This window comes from Sulfuritalea sp. (assembly GCF_031426875.1).
In the GTDB taxonomy this organism is placed as follows: Bacteria; Pseudomonadota; Gammaproteobacteria; order Burkholderiales; family Rhodocyclaceae; genus Sulfuritalea.
Genome location: NZ_JASJPC010000019.1, coordinates 126067 through 145946 on the forward strand (window position 1 = coordinate 126067; position 19880 = coordinate 145946).

The window sequence follows — 19880 nt, forward strand, 5'->3', positions numbered from 1 at the left end:
GCGGGGTTTGTTATCGGGTTCCGGTACTCGATGACCGGATTGACTCTGTCTTACTTCTTCTTCGGCGCCGCCTTGGCCTTGGAAGCGAAGCGACCGCTTTGCATGAAGTTGTCGAAGCCGGCTTCGGCAAAACGGAACCAGAGGTGCTGCTCGTCGCGGAATGCGGCATAGTCCTCGTAGACCTTCTTCCAGGCCGGGTTCTTGGCCGACAGGTCGGAGTAAAGCGCCATCGCTGCGTCATGGGCGGCCATCAGGATGGTCTTGTCGAACTGGTGCAGCTTGGCGCCGGAAGATACCAGGCGCTTGAGGGCCGCCGGGTTTTTCGCGTCGTACTTGGCCTGCATGTCGACGTGGGCATGCGATGCGGCGGCGGCGAGGATCGCCTTGTAATCGGCCGGCAGCGAGTCGTAGGCCTTCTGGTTGACGTAGAGCGAGAGCTGCGGACCGCCCTCCCACCAGCCCGGATAGTAGTAGTGCTTGGCGACCTTGACGAAGCCGAGTTTCTCGTCGTCGTAGGGGCCGACCCACTCGGTGGCGTCGATGGTGCCTTTTTCCAGGGCCTGATAGATCTCGCCGCCGGGGATGTTCTGCGGCACGCCGCCGATGGCCGACAGCACCTTGCCGCCGAAGCCGCCGATGCGCATCTTGAGGCCCTTGATGTCGGCCAGGGTCTTGATCTCCTTGCGGTACCAGCCGCCCATCTGTGCGCCCGTGTTGCCCATCGGGAAATTGACGATGTTGTAGTTCTTGTAGAACTCACGCAGTAGCTTGAGGCCGTTGCCTTCGTACATCCAGGCGGTCATCTGGCGGCTGTTGAGGCCGAAGGGAATCGCGCAGTCGATGGCGAAGGTGTCGTCCTTGCCGAAGAAGTAGTACGGGGCGGTGTGGGCACACTCGACGGTGCCCTGCTGCACGCCATCCACCACGCCGAAGGGGGGCATCAGTTCGCCGCCGGCATGAATCGAAATGGTGAACTTGCCGCCGGTAGCCTCGGAGACCGTCTTCGAAAAGACATCGGCCGCGCCAAAAATGGTATCGAGCGCCTTGGGGAAGCTCGATGCCAGGCGCCAGCGGATGGTGGGCGCGCCTTGGGCATGGACCGCCGGTGCGACACCGGCAGCCAGGATGCCGGCGATACCGGCGTTTTGCAGAAATTTGCGACGTTCCATGTATGAATCTCCTCGACGTTGTTTAACCAAAACGGCGGGGCCGGAATGGCCTGCCGCCGGATACTACACCACAACTTTTTTCTTACTTGCCCTTGTCGATCGACTGCTGCAAAGCTTTTGCCGGGTCTTCCTCCTCTTCCTTCTCGCGCTCCGCCTTGGCCTCCTCGGTTTCTTCCTTGCCTTCTGTTGCCTTGTCGTTGCCGTCGGCCGGCGCATCCTGTTCGGTCGCGGGCGGCGCCTCCAGCTGGATGGTCTCCGCGGCGGCGTTCGGTGCTTCGGCACTGCCGGTGACCAGTTGCGGGAAGGCGATGATGATGCCTACCATGATCACCTGGATGATGACGAAGGGCACCGCACCCCAATATATCTGGGTGGTGGTGACCGGCGGGATGGTTTTCTTGGTCAACCGGTCGATGTACTCGTTGTGCGGCGCCACGCTGCGCAGGTAGAACAGCGCGAAGCCGAAGGGCGGATGCATGAACGATGTCTGCATGTTCACCGCCATCAGTACACCGAACCAGACCAGGTCGATGCCCAGCTTCTCCGCCACCGGCCCCAGCAGGGGAATCACGATGAAGGCCAGTTCGAAGAAGTCGAGGAAGAAGGCCAGGAAAAAGACCAGCAGGTTCACCACGATCAGGAAGCCGATCTGGCCGCCGGGCAGGCCGGTAAGCAGGTGCTCGACCCAGATCGAGCCATCGACGGCCTGGAAGGTCAGGCTGAATACCGTGGCGCCGAGCAGGATGAAGACGACGAAGCAGGACAGTTTCATGGTCGCGTCCATGGCCTGCTTCATCAGGTTCAGGTTCAGGCGGCGGCGCGACATGGCCATGATCAGCGCGCCGGTGGCGCCCATGGCGCCGCCCTCGGTCGGCGTCGCGATGCCGAGGAAGATGGTGCCGAGCACCAGGAAGATCAGCGCCAGCGGCGGGATCAGGACGAAGGTCACGCGTTCGGCCATACGCGAGAGCAGGCCCATCTTGGTCACGCGGTTAAGCACGGCCAGCGCGAAGGCGATGCCGACGCCGACGCACATCGAGACCACGATCAGTTCGTCGGTCGGCGTTTCCGCCGGCCGCGTCTTGGCGTAGGCGATCGCGGCAGCGGTGGAAACGACGACCAGCGCCAGCACCGAAGGCAGACCGGCGGTGCCGTTGTCCTCGCGGATGGTGCGGGCTTCCAGCGGCAGGGCCGGGACATAGGCCGGCTTGACCATGCTGACGAGGAACACGAAGCCGACATAGAGGCCGGTGAGGACGAAGCCGGGGATGAAGGCGCCGGCATACAGGTCGCCGACGCTGCGACCGAGTTGGTCGGCGATCACGATCAGCACCAGTGAGGGCGGGATGATCTGCGCCAGCGTGCCCGAGGCGGCGATCACGCCCGAAGCGATGCGGCGGTCATAGCCGTAGCGCAGCATGATCGGCAGCGAGATCAGACCCATCGAAATCACCGAGGCGGCCACCACGCCGGTGGTCGCGGCGAGCATGGCGCCGACGAAGATGACCGCATAAGCCAGGCCGCCGCGGATCGGCCCGAACAGCTGGCCGATGGTGTCGAGCAGGTCCTCGGCCATGCCCGAGCGTTCGAGGATCAGGCCCATGAAGGTGAAGAAGGGAATCGCCAGCAGGGTGTCGTTCTGCATGATGCCGAAGATACGCAAGGGCAGCGCTTGCAGCAGGGAGTGCGGCAGCAGGCCGAGTTCGACGCCGAGCCAGCCGAAGAACAGGCCGCAGGCCGCCAGCGAGAAGGCCACCGAGTAGCCCATCAGCAGGAAAATGATCAGGCCGCCGAACATGATCGGCGCCAGATTGTGCTGGAGAATTTCGATCATTTCGTGCTCCCGCTGCCGCCATTTCGGCTTTGATCGGACACCATGTCGATTGCGTCCTCGACACGCCCGATCACTTCGGGGGCGACTTGATGTTTGAGGATTTCTTCGGCCAGTTCTTCTTCGGCCGTCTTGGTTTGCACCGGCTGGGTGGGATCGACCGCCACTCCCGTCAGGAAGCCGATGCGCTTGATCAGTTCCGAGAGGCCCTGCAGGCCGAGCAATATGAAGCCGGCCGGGACCAGGGCGTAGACCGGCCAGCGGATCAGGCCGCCGGCATTCTGCGACATTTCGCCGCTGTTATAGGCCTGAATGACCAGCGGCCAGACCAGCTCATTGACCTTATAGACGAAAGGCAGCAGGAAGAAGACGATGCCGACGCATTCGACAATGATCTGGGTGCGCTTGGAGAAGTGCCCGACGATGACGTCGATCTTGACATGGCCCTGGCGCAGCATGGTGTAAGCGGAGCCGAGCAGGACCACGGCGGCGAACAAATACCACTGGATTTCGAGGAAGGCGTTCGAGCTCATGTCGAAGGCCTTGCGCACCACGGCGTTGACGGCGGAAATAAGCACCGCGAAAAGCACCAGCCACATCAGGTTGCGGCCGATGCGTTCGTTGAGGCCGTCAATCAGTCGCGACAGCTTGAGCAAGGCATTCATGCACGAATCTCCCGAGTTGCACATCTGTCGCGCCGTGCGCGCAGTGTTTTTCTTTTGATGACTGGAACTATATTAACCTGAGCTTTCAGCATTCGTTGATTCAAGAACTTCTCCTTGATTTCAGACGTGTTTTGCAGCGGGTGACCAAGGCGTTTGGACGCTGCATCCAATCGGTGAACCGTCATCAATGGATCATTGGTCAGACCAAGGTTTTTTATGTTAACGGCCGCAATCGGCGTTGTCAAGCGAGGTCACGGAAACTTCCAGGTCAATATGCTCTAGTTGATATCTTGGTCAGACCAATGTTATATTGAAAAAATGGACGGAAAAATGATAGCGCCGCGACTCGCCGATGTGGTTGCGCGCGAGATTGAGCGGCGGATGCTTGAAGGAGGACTCAAGCCCGGCGATCGCCTGCCTTCCGAACGTGAATTGTCTGCGCAACTGGGGGTCTCGCGGGCTTCGTTGCGGGAAGCCATCCAGAAGCTGGTGGCGCGGGGTCTGCTGGAAAGCCGGCAGGGGGGCGGCACCTTTGTCACCGACCGGCTCGATACGAGCTTCGCCAATCCGTGGGAGGAAATTCTCCGCGACCATCCGGCCGTCCATGACGATCTGCTCGAGTTTCGCCACATGCTGGAGGCCCGCGCGGCGGAATGTGCCGCGCGCCGCGCCACCGCGGCCGACCGCGAGCGCGTCCGCCTGAGGCTGGCGCAGCTTGAGGAAGCTTTTGCCGGAAGCGATCTGGATGCCCAGGTGGATACCGATCTGGCATTTCATCAGACGATTGCCGAGGCCTCGCATAACGTCATCGTCGGCCACTTGACCGCCAGTCTGCTGCGGCTGCTGCGCGACAATCTGCGGCGCAACCTCAGCGAATTGATGCAGGTGCCGGCGGCGAAGGAGAACCTGCTCGACCAGCATCGCGCGGTGTGGCGGGCCATCGAACAAGGCGACGCCGAACAGGCGCGGGACGTGGCGGCCGACCACATCGGTTTTGTGCGCCAGAATCTCAGCCGCATGCTGCGCAGCGACGCCCGCCACAAGTCCTGATCGATCCGCCGCTGCACCACGCGGGGCGCCCAGGGCCGATGGCGATCTCCGATTTGCAGTGCGGGTTTGCATCGGTTTACCGTCCCCTTGCCTGGAGGTGCTGCTGGGCTTCGGTTCGGGTTTCGAAGAAGTTGGAGTCGGTCACGCGCTTGCCGAAGGACTCACCGAGCTTGGCACGCAGGAAGGCGCTCGCGGTATAGCGCGTCACCTCGCTGTAGTGGCGGTCCATGAGGCCCTTGACCATTCCCGTATAGTCGTCGATCAGTTCCGGCGCAATGCTGAAGCGATCGTAATTCACGATCGCCGCCACCTTGTGTCCGATCGGCGCCAGGCGGCCTTCCACGGCGCGCAGCACGCGGTCGACGTCTTCCGCGGTACGCACCGACATCCCCTCGAAATTGACGAAGAATATATTCTGCTCCGAGTCGTAGCTCAAGCGGTCTTCTATCGGCATCTCCAAGATTTGGCTGCGCAGGCCCATCGGGCCGGGAGCGAAGATGCGCGCATCCATCAGCGTCGGCTCGCGGCGCAGGATGGGGGCGAACTCCATGCGTGCCAGGATGTCATGCTCGATATCCACGCCGGGAGCTACCTCGATCAGTTCCAGGCCCTCTTTGCACAAGCGGAAAACGCAGCGTTCCGTGATGTAGAGCACGGTCTTGCCGCTGCGGGCGGCAACCCGGCCGCTGAAACTGCGCTGCTCGACTTCCTGCACGAACTTCCTGGCCTTGCCGTCGGCGAGAATCCGAAGGCAGCCCGCCTCAAGGGCAATTTGCAGCTTGCCGGCGGTGAAGGTGCCGACGAACACCACTTTCCTGGCGTTCTGGCTGATGTTGATGAAGCCGCCGGCGCCGGCCAGCTTGGGTCCGAATTTCGACACATTGAGGTTGCCTTCGCGGTCGGCCTGGGCCAGTCCGAGAAAGGCGATATCGAGCCCGCCGCCATCGTAGAAATCGAACTGGCTGGGCTGATCCAGGATCGCCTCGGTGTTGGTTGCGGCGCCGAAGTTGAGGCCACCTGCCGGTATGCCGCCGATCACTCCAGGCTCCGCGGTGAGCGTGATGAGGTCGATGATCTTTTCTTCCGCCGCGACCGAGGCGATTCCCTCCGGCATGCCGATGCCGAGATTCACCACGCTGTTGGCCGCCAGTTCCATTGCCGCGCGCCGGGCGATGATCTTGCGCTCGTCCATCGCCATCGGCGCGTCGTTGCCGAACGAGGGCGCCATCGGTACGCGGATTTCGCCTGAAAATGCCGGACTATAGGCCTCGATGAAGGTTTGCATGTGGTACTCGGGCTTTTCCGCGACCACCACACAATCCACCAGCACGCCGGGGATCTTCACCTGCCGCGGGTTCAGGGTATTTCTTTCGGCGATGCGCTCGACCTGGGCGATGACGATTCCGCCCGAGTTGTGCGCGGCCATCGCGATGGCCTGAGCTTCCAGCGTCAATGCTTCCTTCTCCATGGTGATGTTGCCCGCGGAATCTGCCGTGGTGCCGCGAATGATGCCGACGTTGATCGGGAAGGCCTTGTAGAAGAGGTATTCCTCGCCGTCGATTTCCATCAGGCGGACCAGATCCACACCGCTGCCGATGGTCATCTCGTTGAGCTTGCCGCCGCCGTGGCGCGGATCGACGAAGGTATCGAGTCCGACGCGGGTCAGCGTGCCGGGCTTGCCGGCGGCAATGTCGCGGAACAAGTGGCAGATCACGCCTTGGGGCAGGTTCCAGGCTTCGATGCGGTTGGCCACCGCGAGTTGCTGCAGCTTCGGCACCAGACCCCAATGACCGCCTATCACGCGCTTGACGAGGCCGTCGTGGCCGAGGTGGTTCAGGCCGCGCGCCAGTCCGTCGCCTTGCCCGGCGGCATACACCAGCGTCAGGTTTCGGGGCCGGCCGAGGCCATCGATGTCTGCTTCATCTTCTTCGAGGAAAAGCGCTTCGAGCGCGACGGCGATGTTTTCGGCAAAGCCGATGCCGACAAAGCCGCTGGTGGCGACGGTGTCGCCGTCGCGGATCAGTTGCACGGCTTGGCGCGCGGTGACGATCTTGCCGGTATCGGCGGCGCGCAAGGATGCGATGAGCGGATGCTGGGCCAAGACGTATTCCTCGGATCGAAAAGCCGGCGCGGATAGTTGCCGCAGTATTCGCCCCAGGCATCGATCGGAATGGTCGGGGTTCGCGAGCTAACGCAAGGAGTGGGCCATGCCCCGAAATACCGGGGGAAACGAGTTACCGAGACCGACCGGCGGCGACCGGGATGGGTAAGTGTTCGCTTGGCCGAACAGTTGGTACGGCGCAGCGAACACCCTGCGCTCGAAACGGCGCCGCTGTCAGCCCAGACCGAGCAGCGCGATTTTTTCGTAGAGCGAGGTACGCGAAATGCCTAGCTCGACGGCGGCGCGTGCCTTGTTGCCGCCACATGCGGTGAGCGCCTTGCGGATGGCGGCCCGCTCCGCTTCCGCGATCGCCCCGGCAAGGCCGAGGCCGACAGGGTCGGCGGCAGCCGGGGCGGCTCTGGCGATGGGCAGGACGGCATCGATATCGGCGGGTGTCAGGACTTCTCCGTCGCTCATCATCTGCGCCCGCTCGAGTACGTTCTGCAATTCGCGGACGTTGCCCGGCCAGGCGTGCCGGTAAAGCGACTGCAGTGCCTCGGGCGAGATTTCACGCAACGGCAGGCCGAGTTCATGGCATTGTGTTTCAAGCATATGCTCGCACAGCAACGGCAGGTCGGCGAGTCGCTCGCGCAACGGCGGCATCGACAAGGTGACGACATTCAAGCGGTAGTAGAGATCGGTGCGGAAGCGTCCTGCCTCGATCTCGGCCTCCAGGTCGCGGCTGGTGGCAGCGACGATGCGCACGTCGACCGGCACCAGGCGGTTGGAACCCAGGGCTTCGAATTCACCTTCCTGCAGCACGCGCAGCAACTTGGCCTGGAGCGCGCCGGACATGTCGCCGATTTCGTCGAGGAACAAGGTGCCGCCGTCGGCGAGCTTGAACTTGCCGTCGCGTCCCTTGCGGTCGGCGCCGGTATATGCGCCGGGCGCGGTACCGAAGAACTCCGATTCGAGCAGCGTGTCGGGTATTGCCGCGATGTTCACCGCGACGAAGGCCTTGTCGGCGCGCTGGCTGGCATTGTGGATGGCATGCGCCAGCAGCTCCTTGCCGGTTCCGGTCTCGCCCTGGATCAGCACGGGGGCGCGGGTGCGGGCGGCACGCCGCGCCTGCTGCTTGAGTGCGACGCAGGCGTCCGACGTTCCCACGATGCTCGATAGCGTGTATTTCGCCCGCCGCGCCTCGGCCAGTCGGCGCTGGGAGTCGGCAAAGTCGACCTTGAGGCGGTTGAAGCGCGAGACCAGAGGCGCCAGACCCATGGCGTCGTCGAGCAGCATCAGGCCGATGCCGCCGATCACCGTGCCGGCTTTGTCGCGCAAGGGCAGCCGCACGACGACGAAGGACTCCTCGCCGAAGTCCATGATGTCGAGCATGATCGGGCGCCCGGTTTCGACCACTTCGCGCATCAGGCTGTTGGGCAGGATGCTCTCCACCGGCCGGCCGATGGCGGCGGCGGGGTCGGTAACGCCGAGTCGCTTGGGGTAGCGGTCATTCATCCATACGATGCGCGCATGGCGGTCGACGATGACGGCGCCCTCGCAGATTTCCGCAAAATGACCGAGCAGCGATTCGGTGGCTATCTTCAGCAGATGCTCGGCTTCACTGGCGGCCAGCGGTGTGGCCGAGGTGATTCCCGTGGGCGGCGATGACATGGTTTGCATTCCTTTCCTCCAGCCCGATTCCCTACGCAGGGCGGGCGATGTTTTCGCGACACTATAAGCAGAAACCGGTCCCGTGCTCTTGCGGCAATGCGGGTGTGCATGAGGATGAGTCCCCCGTTGGCGGAACGGTAGAATACCGCTCATGCCAAATACACCGCGTACCCGATTCTGCCTCGTTCGTCACGGCGAGACCGACTGGAATGGCGAGCGACGGATTCAGGGGCAGATCGACATCGATCTCAATGCGAGCGGCGAAGCCCAGGCCCGGGCCTTGCGGCCGGGGCTGGCGCAGCAGGGCTTCGCCGCGATCTACAGCAGCGACTTGCTGCGCGCCTGGCGCACGGCGCAGATCGCCACGGCAGGTCTCGGCCTCGCCGTGGCGCCAGCGCCAACTCTGCGCGAACGGCATTTCGGGGTGCTGCAGGGCGCTACCCTGGACGAAGCCAGTCTGCGGCATCCGGAGGTGCATCGTCATCATCTGGCACGGACGCCGGACCATGACTACGAGACCGGCGAATCCCTGGTGGATTTTGCGGCACGCGTAATGGGCGGGCTCGATGCGCTCGCCGCGCGCCACGCCGGACAGAGCGTGTTGGCCTTCACCCACGGCGGCGTGCTGGATGTCGCCTATCGCGCCGCCACCGGCCGGGCGCTCGACGCTGCGCGCGATTTCCCGGTGGCGAATGCCGCCTTCAACTGGCTGGAACGCGACGACCATGGCTGGCGGCTGCTTGCGTGGGCCGACTGCAGTCATTTGACCCGGGCGCTCGACGAGCTTACGGGCTAGGTTGCAACTGGCGGGGCATCGGGCACGGGTGCTAAAATCCGCGCCTTCCCATCCCTCTCCGGATTCCGCCATGTTTGCCAAGCAGAACACCCTCGCCAAGAGCGATCCCGAACTCTGGGCCGCCATTCAGAACGAGAACCGCCGCCAGGAAGACCACATCGAGCTGATCGCTTCCGAGAATTACGTGTCGTGGCCCGTGATGGAAGCGCAGGGCTCGCAGCTGACCAACAAGTATGCCGAAGGCTATCCGGGCAAGCGTTACTACGGCGGTTGCGAGAACGTGGACGTCGTCGAGCAACTGGCCATCGATCGTGCGAAAAAGCTGTTTGGCGCCGACGCGGCCAACGTCCAGCCCAACTCCGGCTCGCAGGCCAACCAGGCGGTGTTCTTTGCCTTCCTCAAGCCCGGCGACACCATCCTCGGCATGAACCTGGCCATGGGCGGCCACCTGACCCACGGCATGCCGCTCAACATCAGCGGCAAGTGGTTCAACATCGTGCCTTACGGTCTCGACGAAAATGAAGAAATCGACTACGCGGAGATGGAAAGGCTGGCGCACGAGCACAAGCCCAGGCTGATCATCGCCGGCGCCTCGGCCTACGCCCTCAAGATCGACTTCGAACGCTTCGCCAAGGTGGCCAAGGCGGTCGGCGCCATCTTCATGGTGGACATGGCCCACTATGCCGGCCTAGTCGCCGCCGGCTTCTACCCGAATCCGATACCCCACGCCGATGTCGTCACCACCACCACGCACAAGACCCTGCGCGGTCCGCGCGGCGGCCTGATCCTGATGCGCGCCGAACACGAAAAGGCGATCAACTCGGCGATCTTCCCCGGCATTCAGGGCGGACCGCTGGAGCATGTCATCGCCGCCAAGGCGGTGGCACTGAAGGAGGCGATGACCTCCGAGTTTCGCGACTACCAGGAGCAGGTGATCGACAACGCCCAGGTCATGGCCAAGGTATTGAAAAGCCGCGGCCTGCGCATCGTGTCCGGACGCACCGAGTCGCATGTGTTCCTGGTCGACCTGCAGGCCAAGAACATCACCGGCAAGGACGCCGAGGCGGCGCTGGGCCGCGCCCATCTGACAGTCAACAAGAACGCCATTCCCAACGATCCGCAGAAGCCCTTCGTGACCTCCGGCATCCGTCTCGGCACGCCGGCCATGACCACCCGCGGCTTCACCGAGATCGAAGCCGAGCAGGTGGCCAACCTGATCGCCGACGTGCTCGACGCGCCGCATGACGAAGCGGTGCTGGAACGCGTGCGCGGCGAGGTGTCGGTGATGTGCAAGAAGTTCCCGGTTTACGGTTGAGCCGCAGCGGCGGAGCCGGCCATGAAGTGCCCGTATTGCGCCGAGCCGAACACCCAGGTCGTTGACACCCGCGAGAACGAGGACGGCGACACGGTGCGCCGTCGTCGTCGCTGCCTGTCCTGCGACAAGCGCTTCACCACTTACGAGCGGGTGGAACTGCAACTGCCGCAGGTGGTGAAGAAGAATGGCAGCCGCACCGATTACGACCGCGACAAGCTCAAGGCCAGCATGATGCTGGCGATGAGGAAGCGCCCCGTCACCACCGAGAGCATCGACCTGGCGCTCGATCGCATCGAGGAAAAGCTGGTGCAACTGGCGCTGCGTGAAGTCGCCTCGGACCGCATCGGCGAGTTGGTGATGCGCGAGCTGAAGAAGCTCGACAAGGTGGCCTACATCCGCTTCGCCTCGGTGTATCGCAATTTCGAGGATGTCGACGAGTTTTCCGACGCGATCCGCGAAATCAAGAAGCCGCGGCAGCCCCGGGCCAAAGTGTGATGGACTGCGGCAGATGAGCGCACTCCGCCGGGCCGCCCCAAGGAGGGCGCAGCCCATCCACGAAGCCGCGCAGCGGCGCACCGCCGTCACCCCCTCGCTTGGCGAGGGGGCCGGGGGGAGGGTAGTCCAGTGAGCTTTTCGGCCGCCGACCACGGCTTCATGGCGCGTGCGCTGCAACTGGCGCAGCGCGGCCTGTACAGCACCACTCCCAATCCCCGCGTCGGCTGCGTCATGGTTCGCGATGGCAACGTCATAGGCGAGGGCTGGCATGAAAAGGCCGGACTGCCGCATGCCGAAGCCGCGGCGATCGCCGCAATAGTTGGCGCTGGCGACTCGGCGCGGGGCGCCACCGCCTATGTCACGCTGGAGCCCTGCAGCCATTTCGGCCGCACGCCGCCCTGCGCCGACGCGCTGATCGCCGCCGGTGTTGCGCGCGTGGTGGTGGCGATGCAGGACCCGAATCCGCTGGTGGCCGGGCAGGGCCTGGCGAAGCTGGCGGCGGCCGGCATCGATGTCGCCAGCGGACTGCTGGCGAGCGAAGCCCATGAACTCAACATCGGCTTCGTCTCGCGCATGACGCGCGGCCGGCCCTGGCTGCGCCTGAAAGTGGCGGCCAGCCTGGACGGCAAGACCGCGCTCAACAACGGTGTCTCGCAATGGATCACCGGTCCGGCTGCCCGCCGCGATGCCCACGCCTGGCGCGCGCGATCCTGCGCGGTGCTGACCGGCATCGGCACGGTGAAGGACGACAATCCGCGGCTCACCGTGCGCGAGGTACCGACCACCCGCCAGCCGCTGCGCGTGGTGATCGACAGCCGGCTCGAAACGCCGCTCGATGCCGCCGTGCTGGACGGCGGCAATGCGCTGATCGCCGCGGCCCAGGACAATCCGGTGCGCAGTGCGGCCTTGAAGGCGCGCGGCGCCGAAATCGTGATTCTGCCCAACTCCCAGGGCAAGGTCGATCTCGCCGGCCTGCTGCAGGAACTGGGCAGGCGCGGCATCAACGAAGTGCTGGCCGAAGCCGGGACCCGGCTCAACGGCTCGTTGCTGCGCGAAGGCTGTGTCGATGAACTGCTGATCTACCAGGCGCCGATCCTGATCGGCGATGCTGCGCGCGGCATGTTCGGCCTGGCGGAACTGACCGATCTGGCCGGCGTGCAGCGGCTCAACATCATCGAGCGCCGCGTCGTCGGCGCCGACTTGCGCATCCGGGCCCGCCTTGCGTAGCCAAAAGGACGACGACGGCCATCGCGATTTCCCCGGCCGCGGTCTGCTGATCAACATTCTGCGCGTGTTTCACATCGTCGGCCTGGCCGGGATTTCGGCGGTGGTGCTGGCCGGTGCCGGAGGTGCCGAGCGGTGGGGCGGCCTGATGCTGGTCTCGGGGCTCGGCATCGTCGCCCTCGACGCCTGGGCCAATCCGCTTTACTTCCGCCAGGCCAAGGGCCTGGGCACCCTGTTGAAGATTGCGCTGGTCGGCTTGCTGGTGCTCTGGGAGCCCGGGCGCCTGCCCTTGTTCTGGTTCGTGCTGGCCTTCTCGGTCGCGCTCAGTCACGCGCCGGGACGCTACCGGCATCGTCAGCTGTTCTGATGGACAACCCCCAAAACCATTAGCCACAGAGGACACAGAGATCACAGAGGAAGATCAACAGCACAAGGCTTTCTCTGTGTCCTCTGTGATCTCTGTGGCTGAATTCATGGTTTTTGTATTACTCGGCAATCTTCCCGCACACCACGCAGCCCGGATCTCGCGGCACGCGGATTTCGCGCCACTCCATGCCCAGGCCGTCGAGCAGCAGCAGGCGCCCGGCGAGGCTGGTGCCGCAGCCGATCACCAGCTTGAGCGCTTCGGCCGCCTGCACCGTGCCGATGATGCCGGTCAGCGGCGCGAACACGCCCATCACGGCGCAGCGCACTTCCTCGACATCCTGTCCTTCCGGGAACAGGCAGTGGTAGCAGGGTGCGTCCGCCTGGCGTGAATCGAACACCGCGACCTGGCCGTCGAAACGGATCGCGGCGCCCGAAACCAGCGGTTTGCGGAACTTGACGCAGGCGCGATTGACGGCGTGACGCGTGGCAAAGTTGTCGCAACAGTCGAGCACGATGTCGGCCAGCGCGACTTCCTCGTCCAGGCGCTGTCCGGATAGGCGCTCATTGAGGGCGACCACATGGCATTCGGGGTTGATCTCGCCCAGCGTGCGTTCGGCCGAGGCGGTCTTGGTCATGCCAATGGAGTCGGTGCGATGCAGGATCTGGCGCTGCAAATTGGTCAGGTCGACCGTGTCGCCGTCGGCCAGCACCAGGGTACCGATGCCGGCCGAGGCCAGGTAGTAGGCGGCGGGTGACCCCAGGCCGCCGGCGCCGATGACCAGGGCGCGCGCCTCGACGATGTTCTCCTGACCCTCGATGCCGATTTGCGGCAGTAGGATGTGGCGGCTATAACGCAGCAGTTGCTCGTCGGTCACGGCAGCGCCTAGCGTTCCTGTCTCAACTCGGGCGGCGTTTCGTCGTGGTCGCCGTGCGGGTGATGCTCCCAGGCCTTGGAATATATCTCATGCGATTTCTTGATCAGGCGCTCGGGCACGCGCATGTTGCGCATCTGGGTTTCTTCGCAGAAGTACACCACGGTCCGCATCAGCTTGCTGTACATGCTGTTGTCGAGATGAAAGCCCTGGCGCGTCAGCGCAGCTTCGAGGCCTTCGAGCGAGTAATCGCTGATCTCGTACCAGATCGACAGGCTGTAGGGCGCCAACCCGGTATCGATTTCCATGCCATCGAGTCCGGCCAGCAGCTTGCGCGCCTCCTCGACATGTTCCGGATGCTGGTGGTCGAAGCGCAGTTCGCGGTGCTTGCGCGTGCCGGGTTGCGGAACGAAGGCGGCAGGACGCTGGCGCGGCTTGCCGTCGCGCTTTTCATCGCGCAACTCGCGGGCCTTTTCGGGGTTCATCCGGCTCATCGCTCGCGTCCCGCCTCAGCGCTTGATGATCTGCCAGGCTTTGAGCAGATTCACGGCCTGCCCCAGTTGATAGTCCTTCGGCGAGGCAAATTCCATCGGCGCGTGCGGCGACTCTTCCGCGTCGTCGGGTTTGCCTTTCTTGTCGCTCTTGGTCTGCGGCTTCGGCGCAGCCGGCTCCGCGGCCTTTTCCTTGTCGTTGCCGAGATGGCGCTCAAGATCGGCCTCGCGTATGCGTTCGCGCGATCCGCCGTTGGCGCTTTCCTCGACGATGATGTCGGGCGTGATGCCCTTGGCCTGGATCGAGCGGCCCGAGGGCGTGAAATAGCGCGCGGTGGTGAGCTTGATCGCGGCATTGTTGGACAGCGGCAGCACGGTTTGCACCGAACCCTTGCCGAAGGTCTGGGTGCCCATCACGACGGCCCGCTTGTGGTCCTGCAGCGCGCCGGCGACGATTTCCGAGGCCGAGGCCGAACCGGCATTGACCAGCACCACCATGGGCGTGGTCCTGGCGTAAGCCGGCAGGTTCTTCATGAAATCGTCCTTGTGGCCGCGCTGGTAGTCGTCCGGGCTCGCCAGGTAACGCCGCTTGGCATCCTCGGTGCGGCCGTCGGTCGAGGTGACCAGGGTCTGCGGCGGCAGGAAGGCGGCAGAAACGCCGACCGCACCGTTGAGCAGGCCGCCGGGATCGTTGCGCAGATCGAGCACCAGACCCTTGATGCCGGTGCCCTTGGCTTCCTGGTCCGCCTTTGCCAACTTCTCCAGGTGCCTGACCACGTCGGGTGCGGTCTCTTCCTGGAACTGGGTGACCCGCAAATAACCGTAGCCGCCTTCGAGCAGTTTCGACTTGACGCTCTGCACCTTGATCTTCTCGCGCGTCAGCGTGACTTCGAAAGGCTTCATCTCACCCTTGCGCACGATGGTGAGCCGGATCTGGGTTTTCGGCTTGCCGCGCATCTTCTTCACGGCGTCGTTCAGCGAAATGCCCTTGACCGGCGTGTCGTCGATCTTGATGATCAGGTCGCCGGGTTTCAGCCCGGCCTTGTGCGCCGGCGTGTCCTCGATCGGCGCCACCACCTTGACGAAGCCGTCTTCCATGCCGACCTCGATGCCGAGTCCGCCGAATTCTCCCTGAGTGCTGACCTGCAGGTCCTTGAACGAGTCCGCGTCCAGGTAGGCCGAATGCGGATCGAGATTGGCCAGCATGCCGCTGATGGCATGGGTGATCAGCTTCTTGTCATCGACCGGTTCGACATAGCCTTGCTTGATGGCGTTGTAGACATCGGCGAAACTGCGCAACTCTTCGATCGGCAGGGCCGACGTGGCGGCGTCCTTGCCGGCGCTGGCGGAAAAATTCAGACTCACCAATACGCCGGCAATCAGACCGGTGACTACCAGACCCACTTGTTGCAGCTTGCTGCTCATAGGAACTCCGAAGGACACAAAGGCAATTTGAACACCCCCACCCCCCATCCCCCGCCCGGGCGGGGGCTACTGGTTGGCTCGCTACGCTCGAAAATCAAGGGCCACTCCTTTGAAGCACACTAGCGCTTGTCGGCCCATTTCAGGGGATCGAACGGCTGGCCCCGATACCTGAGTTCAAAGTATAAACCCGAGTCGGGGTTACCGCCGCTGTTTCCCACGGTGGCGACTGGTTCGCCGCTCTTGACGCTGGCACCCACCGCCGCCAGCAGGGATTCGTTGTTGCCATAGACCGACAGAAAGTCATCGCCGTGATCGATGATCAGCAGATTGCCGAAGCCGCGCAGCCAGTCCGAGAAAACCACGGCGCCGCTGGCCACGGCCTTGACCTCGACGCCTTCGGCGGCACGGATGAAGAGGCCTTTCCAGGCGGCGCCGCCTTCCGGGCGCGGGCTGCCGAAGCGGCCGTCGATGACGCCCTTGACCGGCAGGCGCAGCTGGCCGCGCAGCGCGGCGAAGGCGCCGCCGACATTGCCCGGGTCATGGTTTTTGAGCTTCGGCGCCCTGGCCACCGCCGTGCCGCCAGCGCCAACTTTCGGCCTGGCGCGCTTCGATGCCGCGATGCGGGCCAGTCCATCGATCAGTTTTGCCAGCCGCTGCTCATCGCGTTTCAGGGTGTTGATTTCACGGCGCTGCGCCTTGAGCCGGTCGGCGATCGCGATCAGCTTGGTCAGCCGCTGCTTCTTGCGGTCGAGCAGTTGGGCGCGGCTTTCCTGTTGCCGGCGTTCGATTTCGGCCAACTGTGCTTGGCGCGCCTGCGCCGCATCCGTCAGACGCTTTTTCTCGGCCGCAACCGCGCGCAATTGGTTGATCAGATCGGCCTTGGCGCGCGAGAGCTGGGTCAGGAAATATTTGTCGCGGGCCGACTGGTTGGGGTCGCGGCCCGACAGCAGCAGCTTCAGCGCGTCGGCGTCGCCGCCGACGAACTGGCGGTTGAGCAGGCGCGCCAGTTGGTTCTGTTGTGCGCCGGTCTGACGGTCGAGCCGCTGGCTCTGTGCAAGGAGCTCGTCCAGTTGGACTTTCAGGCCGGCACGTTCGGCAGCCAGTTCGTGCAGGCGCCGGTTGGTGTTCGAGATCGCCGATTCGGTCTCGCGCAACTGGTCGGCGGCGGAGGTTTTCGATTCCTCGGCGGCCGCCATGTCGCGCTGCAAGGCCTCGATGCGGCCTTTCAGGTCCTGCAGCTCACCCTTCTTCGCATCGACGCCTGCGGCGAACGCCGTCGAAGCGAGGAGGGCTGCAAGGCATAAGGCATTGACGCAAATTTTGCGTCGAGGAATCACGCCTTTGCTTTGCCCTGGTTCGCCACCGCCTGCATGGCCGCCTTGATCGCTTCCTGATCGCCCAGGTAGTAGTTGCGGATCGGTTTCAGGTCGGCGTCGAGTTCATAGACCAGCGGCTGTGCGGTCGGAATGTTGAGGCCGACGATGTCGGCGTCGGACACCTTGTCGAGGTATTTGATCAGCGCCCGCAGGCTGTTGCCGTGGGCCGCAATGACCACCTTCTTGCCCGACTTGACCGTGGGCGCGATGGTTTCATGCCAGTAGGGCAGGAAGCGCTCGACGGTATCCTTGAGGCACTCGGTGCGCGGGAACTGTGCCGGCGGCAGGTCCGCATAGCGCGGGTTGCCGGTCTCCAGGCGCGGATCGTCCTCGGCCAGCGGCGGCGGCGGCGTGTCGTAGGCGCGGCGCCAGACCAGCACCTGCTGATCGCCGAACTTGGCCGCGGTTTCGGCCTTGTTGAGCCCCTGCAGCGCCCCGTAATGGCGTTCGTTCAGGCGCCAGGAATGCTGCACCGGAATCCACATCCGGTCCATTTCTTCCAGCACCGTCCATAGCGTCTTGATCGCGCGGCGCAGTACCGAGGTATAGGCGATGTCGAAGGCGTAGCCTTCATTTTTCAGCAACTGGCCGGCGGCCACGGCTTCCGCCTGGCCTTTTTCCGTGAGGCCGACGTCGGTCCAGCCGGTGAAGCGGTTTTCCTGGTTCCAGGTCGATTCGCCGTGGCGAAGCAGAACGATCTTGTACATGGGGGTAAGCCTTAGCGCACAAAAAACGCCATTGTACCGCCCGCACCATCGCCCGACCCGGGCCGATCCGGTGGCTGCCGCGCCGAAATGATGATCCGTCACGCCTCTAACAGTAATCTAAAACATTTCATTCTTCGTCCAGCACTGCGACTGCTTGAACTAATGCGGATTGCGCCAAGTGCGCATAGCGCTCTGTCATTTTGATGGAGCTGTGGCCGAGTAGGTCCCGGACCACGTAGAGCGATATACCTTTCATGACTAGCCAACTCGCGAACGTGTGGCGCAAGTCATGGATTCTAAAGTCTTCAATCCCCGCCTGCTCCAACGCCTCGCGCCACGACGCATAGATTGATTTCACCCGTTCGCCCGATCTGTCGGCGAACACCCAGCGAGAATCCCTGCAATGCTTGTGCACCCACTGCCGCCTCGACTCAACGGCGGCCCTTGCTTCCTTGTTCAGCGGTACGACACGTGGACAGGCGTTTTTCGTGTCGCCACTTCGAAGAATGACATTGCTGGCCTTCAAGCACACTCGATCCCAGGTCAATCCGAGTATTTCGTTTTTGCGCATCCCGGTATTAATGGCCATGGCCACGAAGTCGGGCAGCACGTGCGATCCCCTGCGGCGGACCTGGCCGGCCGCGTCGAGCAGCTGCCGCTTTTCCGACGTATCCAGGTAGCGCAGTCGGCCGGCCGGCCATTTGACGTACTGACCCGGCACTGGATTGGGCATGCTCCAATCCCAACGCCGGCACACGTAGTTGATGGCGGCCGAAAGCGTCAGCAACTCGCAATTTATGGTGCCGTTGGATGCGCCGAATTTACGGCGCTGCGACACGTAACAGGCGATGTCGACCTTACGCAACTGGCGCATTGGCACGTCGGGTAGAGCCGATGCCATGCGAATAAGCGTCAGTTCGACGGCGCGAATGCTTTTGAGTTCGCCACGCCGTGCGTCGACGTAACGATCTGCAAAGTCCACCAGGCGAATTTGCGATTGTTGTTCGAGATCGAGGTCAAGCATAGAGCGATCGAGAATAGATTGCCAAAACGCCCTCTAATACCGTGAGCATGGCTTCGCCACCGGGCTTACTCCGGGTTTCGCTGTTCGCTCATCCCACAATAAAGCCGTGGGACCTGCGGCCCTCCGAATCCCTTGCTCCTGCGCGCTGCGCTTGCAACGGCAGCGAACGGCGTGCCGATCGCCCACAGCCAGGCGCGAAGAAACGACGACATGAACCTGGAGCGTCGACGTTCCATCGCAAAGCCAGAGTCAACAGCGATCCAGTTGAACGAAAAGGCTAGGCCACGGCGTGATGGAAGCGCCGGCCTGCGGCCGCAATTAGACGCGCTGCGCGCTCTTGGTTTCTGACAACCCCGGATCGAGGCGCCTCGCCTTGTTGCGGCCATCCGTCCTAAACGATTGCAGTACCCGAATGCGCCGACCTGACCACAGGGCAAGCCAAAAGCAAGGGGGAACCGTAACCCCGTCGAAATCAGAAAAGACCCGATGAAGTGCGCCTTACGGCGCTGCTGCGCAATTGGTCTTGAGAAACGAAAGCGGCTTCGCCGCTGCGACGGCGTTACAGACGCCCGCCCCCTTGCTTTTGGCAGACCGCCCTGTGGTGCATGACGGCACGGGTACTGCAATCAGGACGGATAACCACCACAAGGAGACAACGCTATGCACATCGATCCGAAGTCAGAAACCAAAGCAACCCCGGCGCCGGGATGCATCAGTCCAGATGTGGGGAAACCGACATGAAGCCTAGAACCGACCGATTCACCTTGACGCGCCTGGCACGTTTGCAAGCCAGCATCGAGCTGGAACTGAAGACAACTACCGCCAAGAAAAAGCCCGCGCCCGCGATCGACCTGGCCGACCTGGGCATGACGATCCGCACAACCCATTGCCTGCGCGCGGAGGGAATCCACACCTTGCGCGACATCGTGAGCAGAAAAGAAATCGACCTTTTGAAGCTGCCCAACTTCGGCCGCCACTGCCTAAACGAAGTCCGCGCCGTATTGCAGGAACGCGGCTACAGCATTCCCATTCGATAACCCGACCAGGAGAAATGACATGACGACGAAACAACACGCGCAACGCAAGCTGACGGCGGCCGAGAAAGCCACCACCCTTGTTTTAGAGGGCAAGAACGGCGCAATAAACGCACTCACGCACGACACGGTAAATGGTTACGGAATCTTGCGCGATCCCCAAACCACACGGCGACAGCTGGAACAAGCCCGCGTTTTAATTCAGGCCGACATCGCAATGCTCGTTGCCACCGACTGGCCCACCGATAGCGACTACGACCATTTTTAA

General features: G+C 63.3%; 19 protein-coding genes. 8 read left to right on the forward strand and 11 right to left on the reverse strand.

The genetic code is table 11. The annotated features are described in order from the left end of the window. Positions 1-50: 50 nt before the first annotated feature. From RMO95_RS08925 to RMO95_RS08935, 3 genes are all read right to left on the reverse strand, one after another. On the reverse strand, positions 51-1169 hold the full coding sequence (locus RMO95_RS08925) for a TRAP transporter substrate-binding protein (RefSeq protein ID WP_310450264.1): 1119 nt from the start codon (positions 1167-1169) through the stop codon (positions 51-53). An 82-nt stretch (positions 1170-1251) separates the two neighbouring features. Beyond that, positions 1252-3003 carry a TRAP transporter large permease subunit gene (locus RMO95_RS08930; RefSeq protein WP_310450265.1) on the reverse strand — a complete coding sequence of 584 codons (1752 nt, stop codon included), beginning with the start codon at positions 3001-3003 and terminating at the stop codon, positions 1252-1254. Continuing rightward, entirely contained in the window at positions 3000-3665 is a 666-nt protein-coding gene (locus RMO95_RS08935; protein WP_310450266.1) for a TRAP transporter small permease subunit, read from the reverse strand. Before RMO95_RS08935 ends, RMO95_RS08930 begins: the two co-directional genes overlap by 4 nt. Positions 3666-4019: 354 nt before the next feature. On the opposite strand from RMO95_RS08935, the gene RMO95_RS08940 reads away from it, so the two are divergent. After that, complete coding sequence (locus RMO95_RS08940; RefSeq protein ID WP_310450267.1) at positions 4020-4715, forward strand: FadR/GntR family transcriptional regulator; 696 nt, start codon at positions 4020-4022, stop codon at positions 4713-4715. A 76-nt stretch (positions 4716-4791) separates the two neighbouring features. Here the strand turns inward: RMO95_RS08940 and RMO95_RS08945 are convergent, their stop codons facing one another. Together RMO95_RS08945 and RMO95_RS08950 are read right to left on the reverse strand one after the other, a co-directional pair. Continuing rightward, entirely contained in the window at positions 4792-6816 is a 2025-nt protein-coding gene (locus RMO95_RS08945) for an acyl CoA:acetate/3-ketoacid CoA transferase (protein ID WP_310450268.1), read from the reverse strand. Positions 6817-7050: 234 nt separating this feature from the next. Beyond that, positions 7051-8487 (reverse strand): sigma 54-interacting transcriptional regulator, encoded by a 1437-nt coding sequence (locus RMO95_RS08950; protein ID WP_310450269.1) that lies wholly within the window; start codon positions 8485-8487, stop codon positions 7051-7053. A gap of 151 nt (positions 8488-8638) precedes the next feature. Here RMO95_RS08950 and RMO95_RS08955 point away from each other — a divergent pair, with 151 nt between their 5' ends. The 5 genes from RMO95_RS08955 (at position 8639) to RMO95_RS08975 (ending at position 12684) form a co-directional block, all read left to right on the forward strand. Then, positions 8639-9283: a histidine phosphatase family protein gene (locus tag RMO95_RS08955; protein WP_310450270.1), complete on the forward strand. Its 645-nt coding sequence runs from the start codon at positions 8639-8641 to the stop codon at positions 9281-9283. Between the two features lie 70 nt (positions 9284-9353). Beyond that, positions 9354-10598, forward strand: coding sequence for a serine hydroxymethyltransferase (gene glyA / locus RMO95_RS08960; protein WP_310450271.1), 1245 nt, complete (start codon positions 9354-9356; stop codon positions 10596-10598). A gap of 21 nt (positions 10599-10619) precedes the next feature. After that, positions 10620-11093 carry a transcriptional regulator NrdR gene (gene nrdR / locus RMO95_RS08965; RefSeq protein ID WP_310450272.1) on the forward strand — a complete coding sequence of 158 codons (474 nt, stop codon included), beginning with the start codon at positions 10620-10622 and terminating at the stop codon, positions 11091-11093. 159 nt (positions 11094-11252) lie between these two features. Continuing rightward, the gene (ribD, locus tag RMO95_RS08970) at positions 11253-12320 is read left to right on the forward strand and encodes a bifunctional diaminohydroxyphosphoribosylaminopyrimidine deaminase/5-amino-6-(5-phosphoribosylamino)uracil reductase RibD (RefSeq protein WP_310450328.1); all 1068 of its coding nucleotides are present in this window, start codon (positions 11253-11255) and stop codon (positions 12318-12320) included. Further along, positions 12313-12684: a hypothetical protein gene (locus RMO95_RS08975; protein ID WP_310450273.1), complete on the forward strand. Its 372-nt coding sequence runs from the start codon at positions 12313-12315 to the stop codon at positions 12682-12684. Before ribD ends, RMO95_RS08975 begins: the two co-directional genes overlap by 8 nt. 118 nt (positions 12685-12802) lie before the next feature. On the opposite strand, the gene RMO95_RS08980 is transcribed toward RMO95_RS08975, so the two are convergent. The 6 genes from RMO95_RS08980 to RMO95_RS09005 form a co-directional block, all read right to left on the reverse strand. After that, entirely contained in the window at positions 12803-13558 is a 756-nt protein-coding gene (locus tag RMO95_RS08980; protein WP_310450274.1) for a molybdopterin-synthase adenylyltransferase MoeB, read from the reverse strand. A gap of 8 nt (positions 13559-13566) precedes the next feature. Then, positions 13567-14040, reverse strand: a complete 474-nt coding sequence (locus tag RMO95_RS08985; RefSeq protein WP_310450275.1) for a hypothetical protein — start codon at positions 14038-14040, stop codon at positions 13567-13569. 24 nt (positions 14041-14064) lie between these two features. Further along, a complete protein-coding gene (locus RMO95_RS08990; RefSeq protein ID WP_310450276.1) occupies positions 14065-15471 on the reverse strand; it encodes a S41 family peptidase in 1407 nt (468 codons plus the stop codon). Positions 15472-15590: 119 nt separating this feature from the next. After that, complete coding sequence (locus RMO95_RS08995) at positions 15591-16808, reverse strand: murein hydrolase activator EnvC family protein (RefSeq protein WP_310450277.1); 1218 nt, start codon at positions 16806-16808, stop codon at positions 15591-15593. Then, positions 16805-17554 (reverse strand): 2,3-diphosphoglycerate-dependent phosphoglycerate mutase, encoded by a 750-nt coding sequence (gene gpmA / locus RMO95_RS09000; RefSeq protein ID WP_310450278.1) that lies wholly within the window; start codon positions 17552-17554, stop codon positions 16805-16807. The genes RMO95_RS08995 and gpmA overlap by 4 nt, the downstream gene beginning before the upstream one ends. A 127-nt stretch (positions 17555-17681) precedes the next feature. Next, the gene (locus RMO95_RS09005; protein ID WP_310450279.1) at positions 17682-18578 is read right to left on the reverse strand and encodes a site-specific integrase; all 897 of its coding nucleotides are present in this window, start codon (positions 18576-18578) and stop codon (positions 17682-17684) included. Positions 18579-19342: 764 nt separating this feature from the next. Between RMO95_RS09005 and RMO95_RS09010 the strand changes: the two genes are divergently transcribed. After that, positions 19343-19615 (forward strand): DNA-directed RNA polymerase subunit alpha C-terminal domain-containing protein, encoded by a 273-nt coding sequence (locus RMO95_RS09010; RefSeq protein ID WP_310450280.1) that lies wholly within the window; start codon positions 19343-19345, stop codon positions 19613-19615. Between the two features lie 19 nt (positions 19616-19634). Then, on the forward strand, positions 19635-19880 hold the full coding sequence (locus RMO95_RS09015) for a hypothetical protein (RefSeq protein ID WP_310450281.1): 246 nt from the start codon (positions 19635-19637) through the stop codon (positions 19878-19880).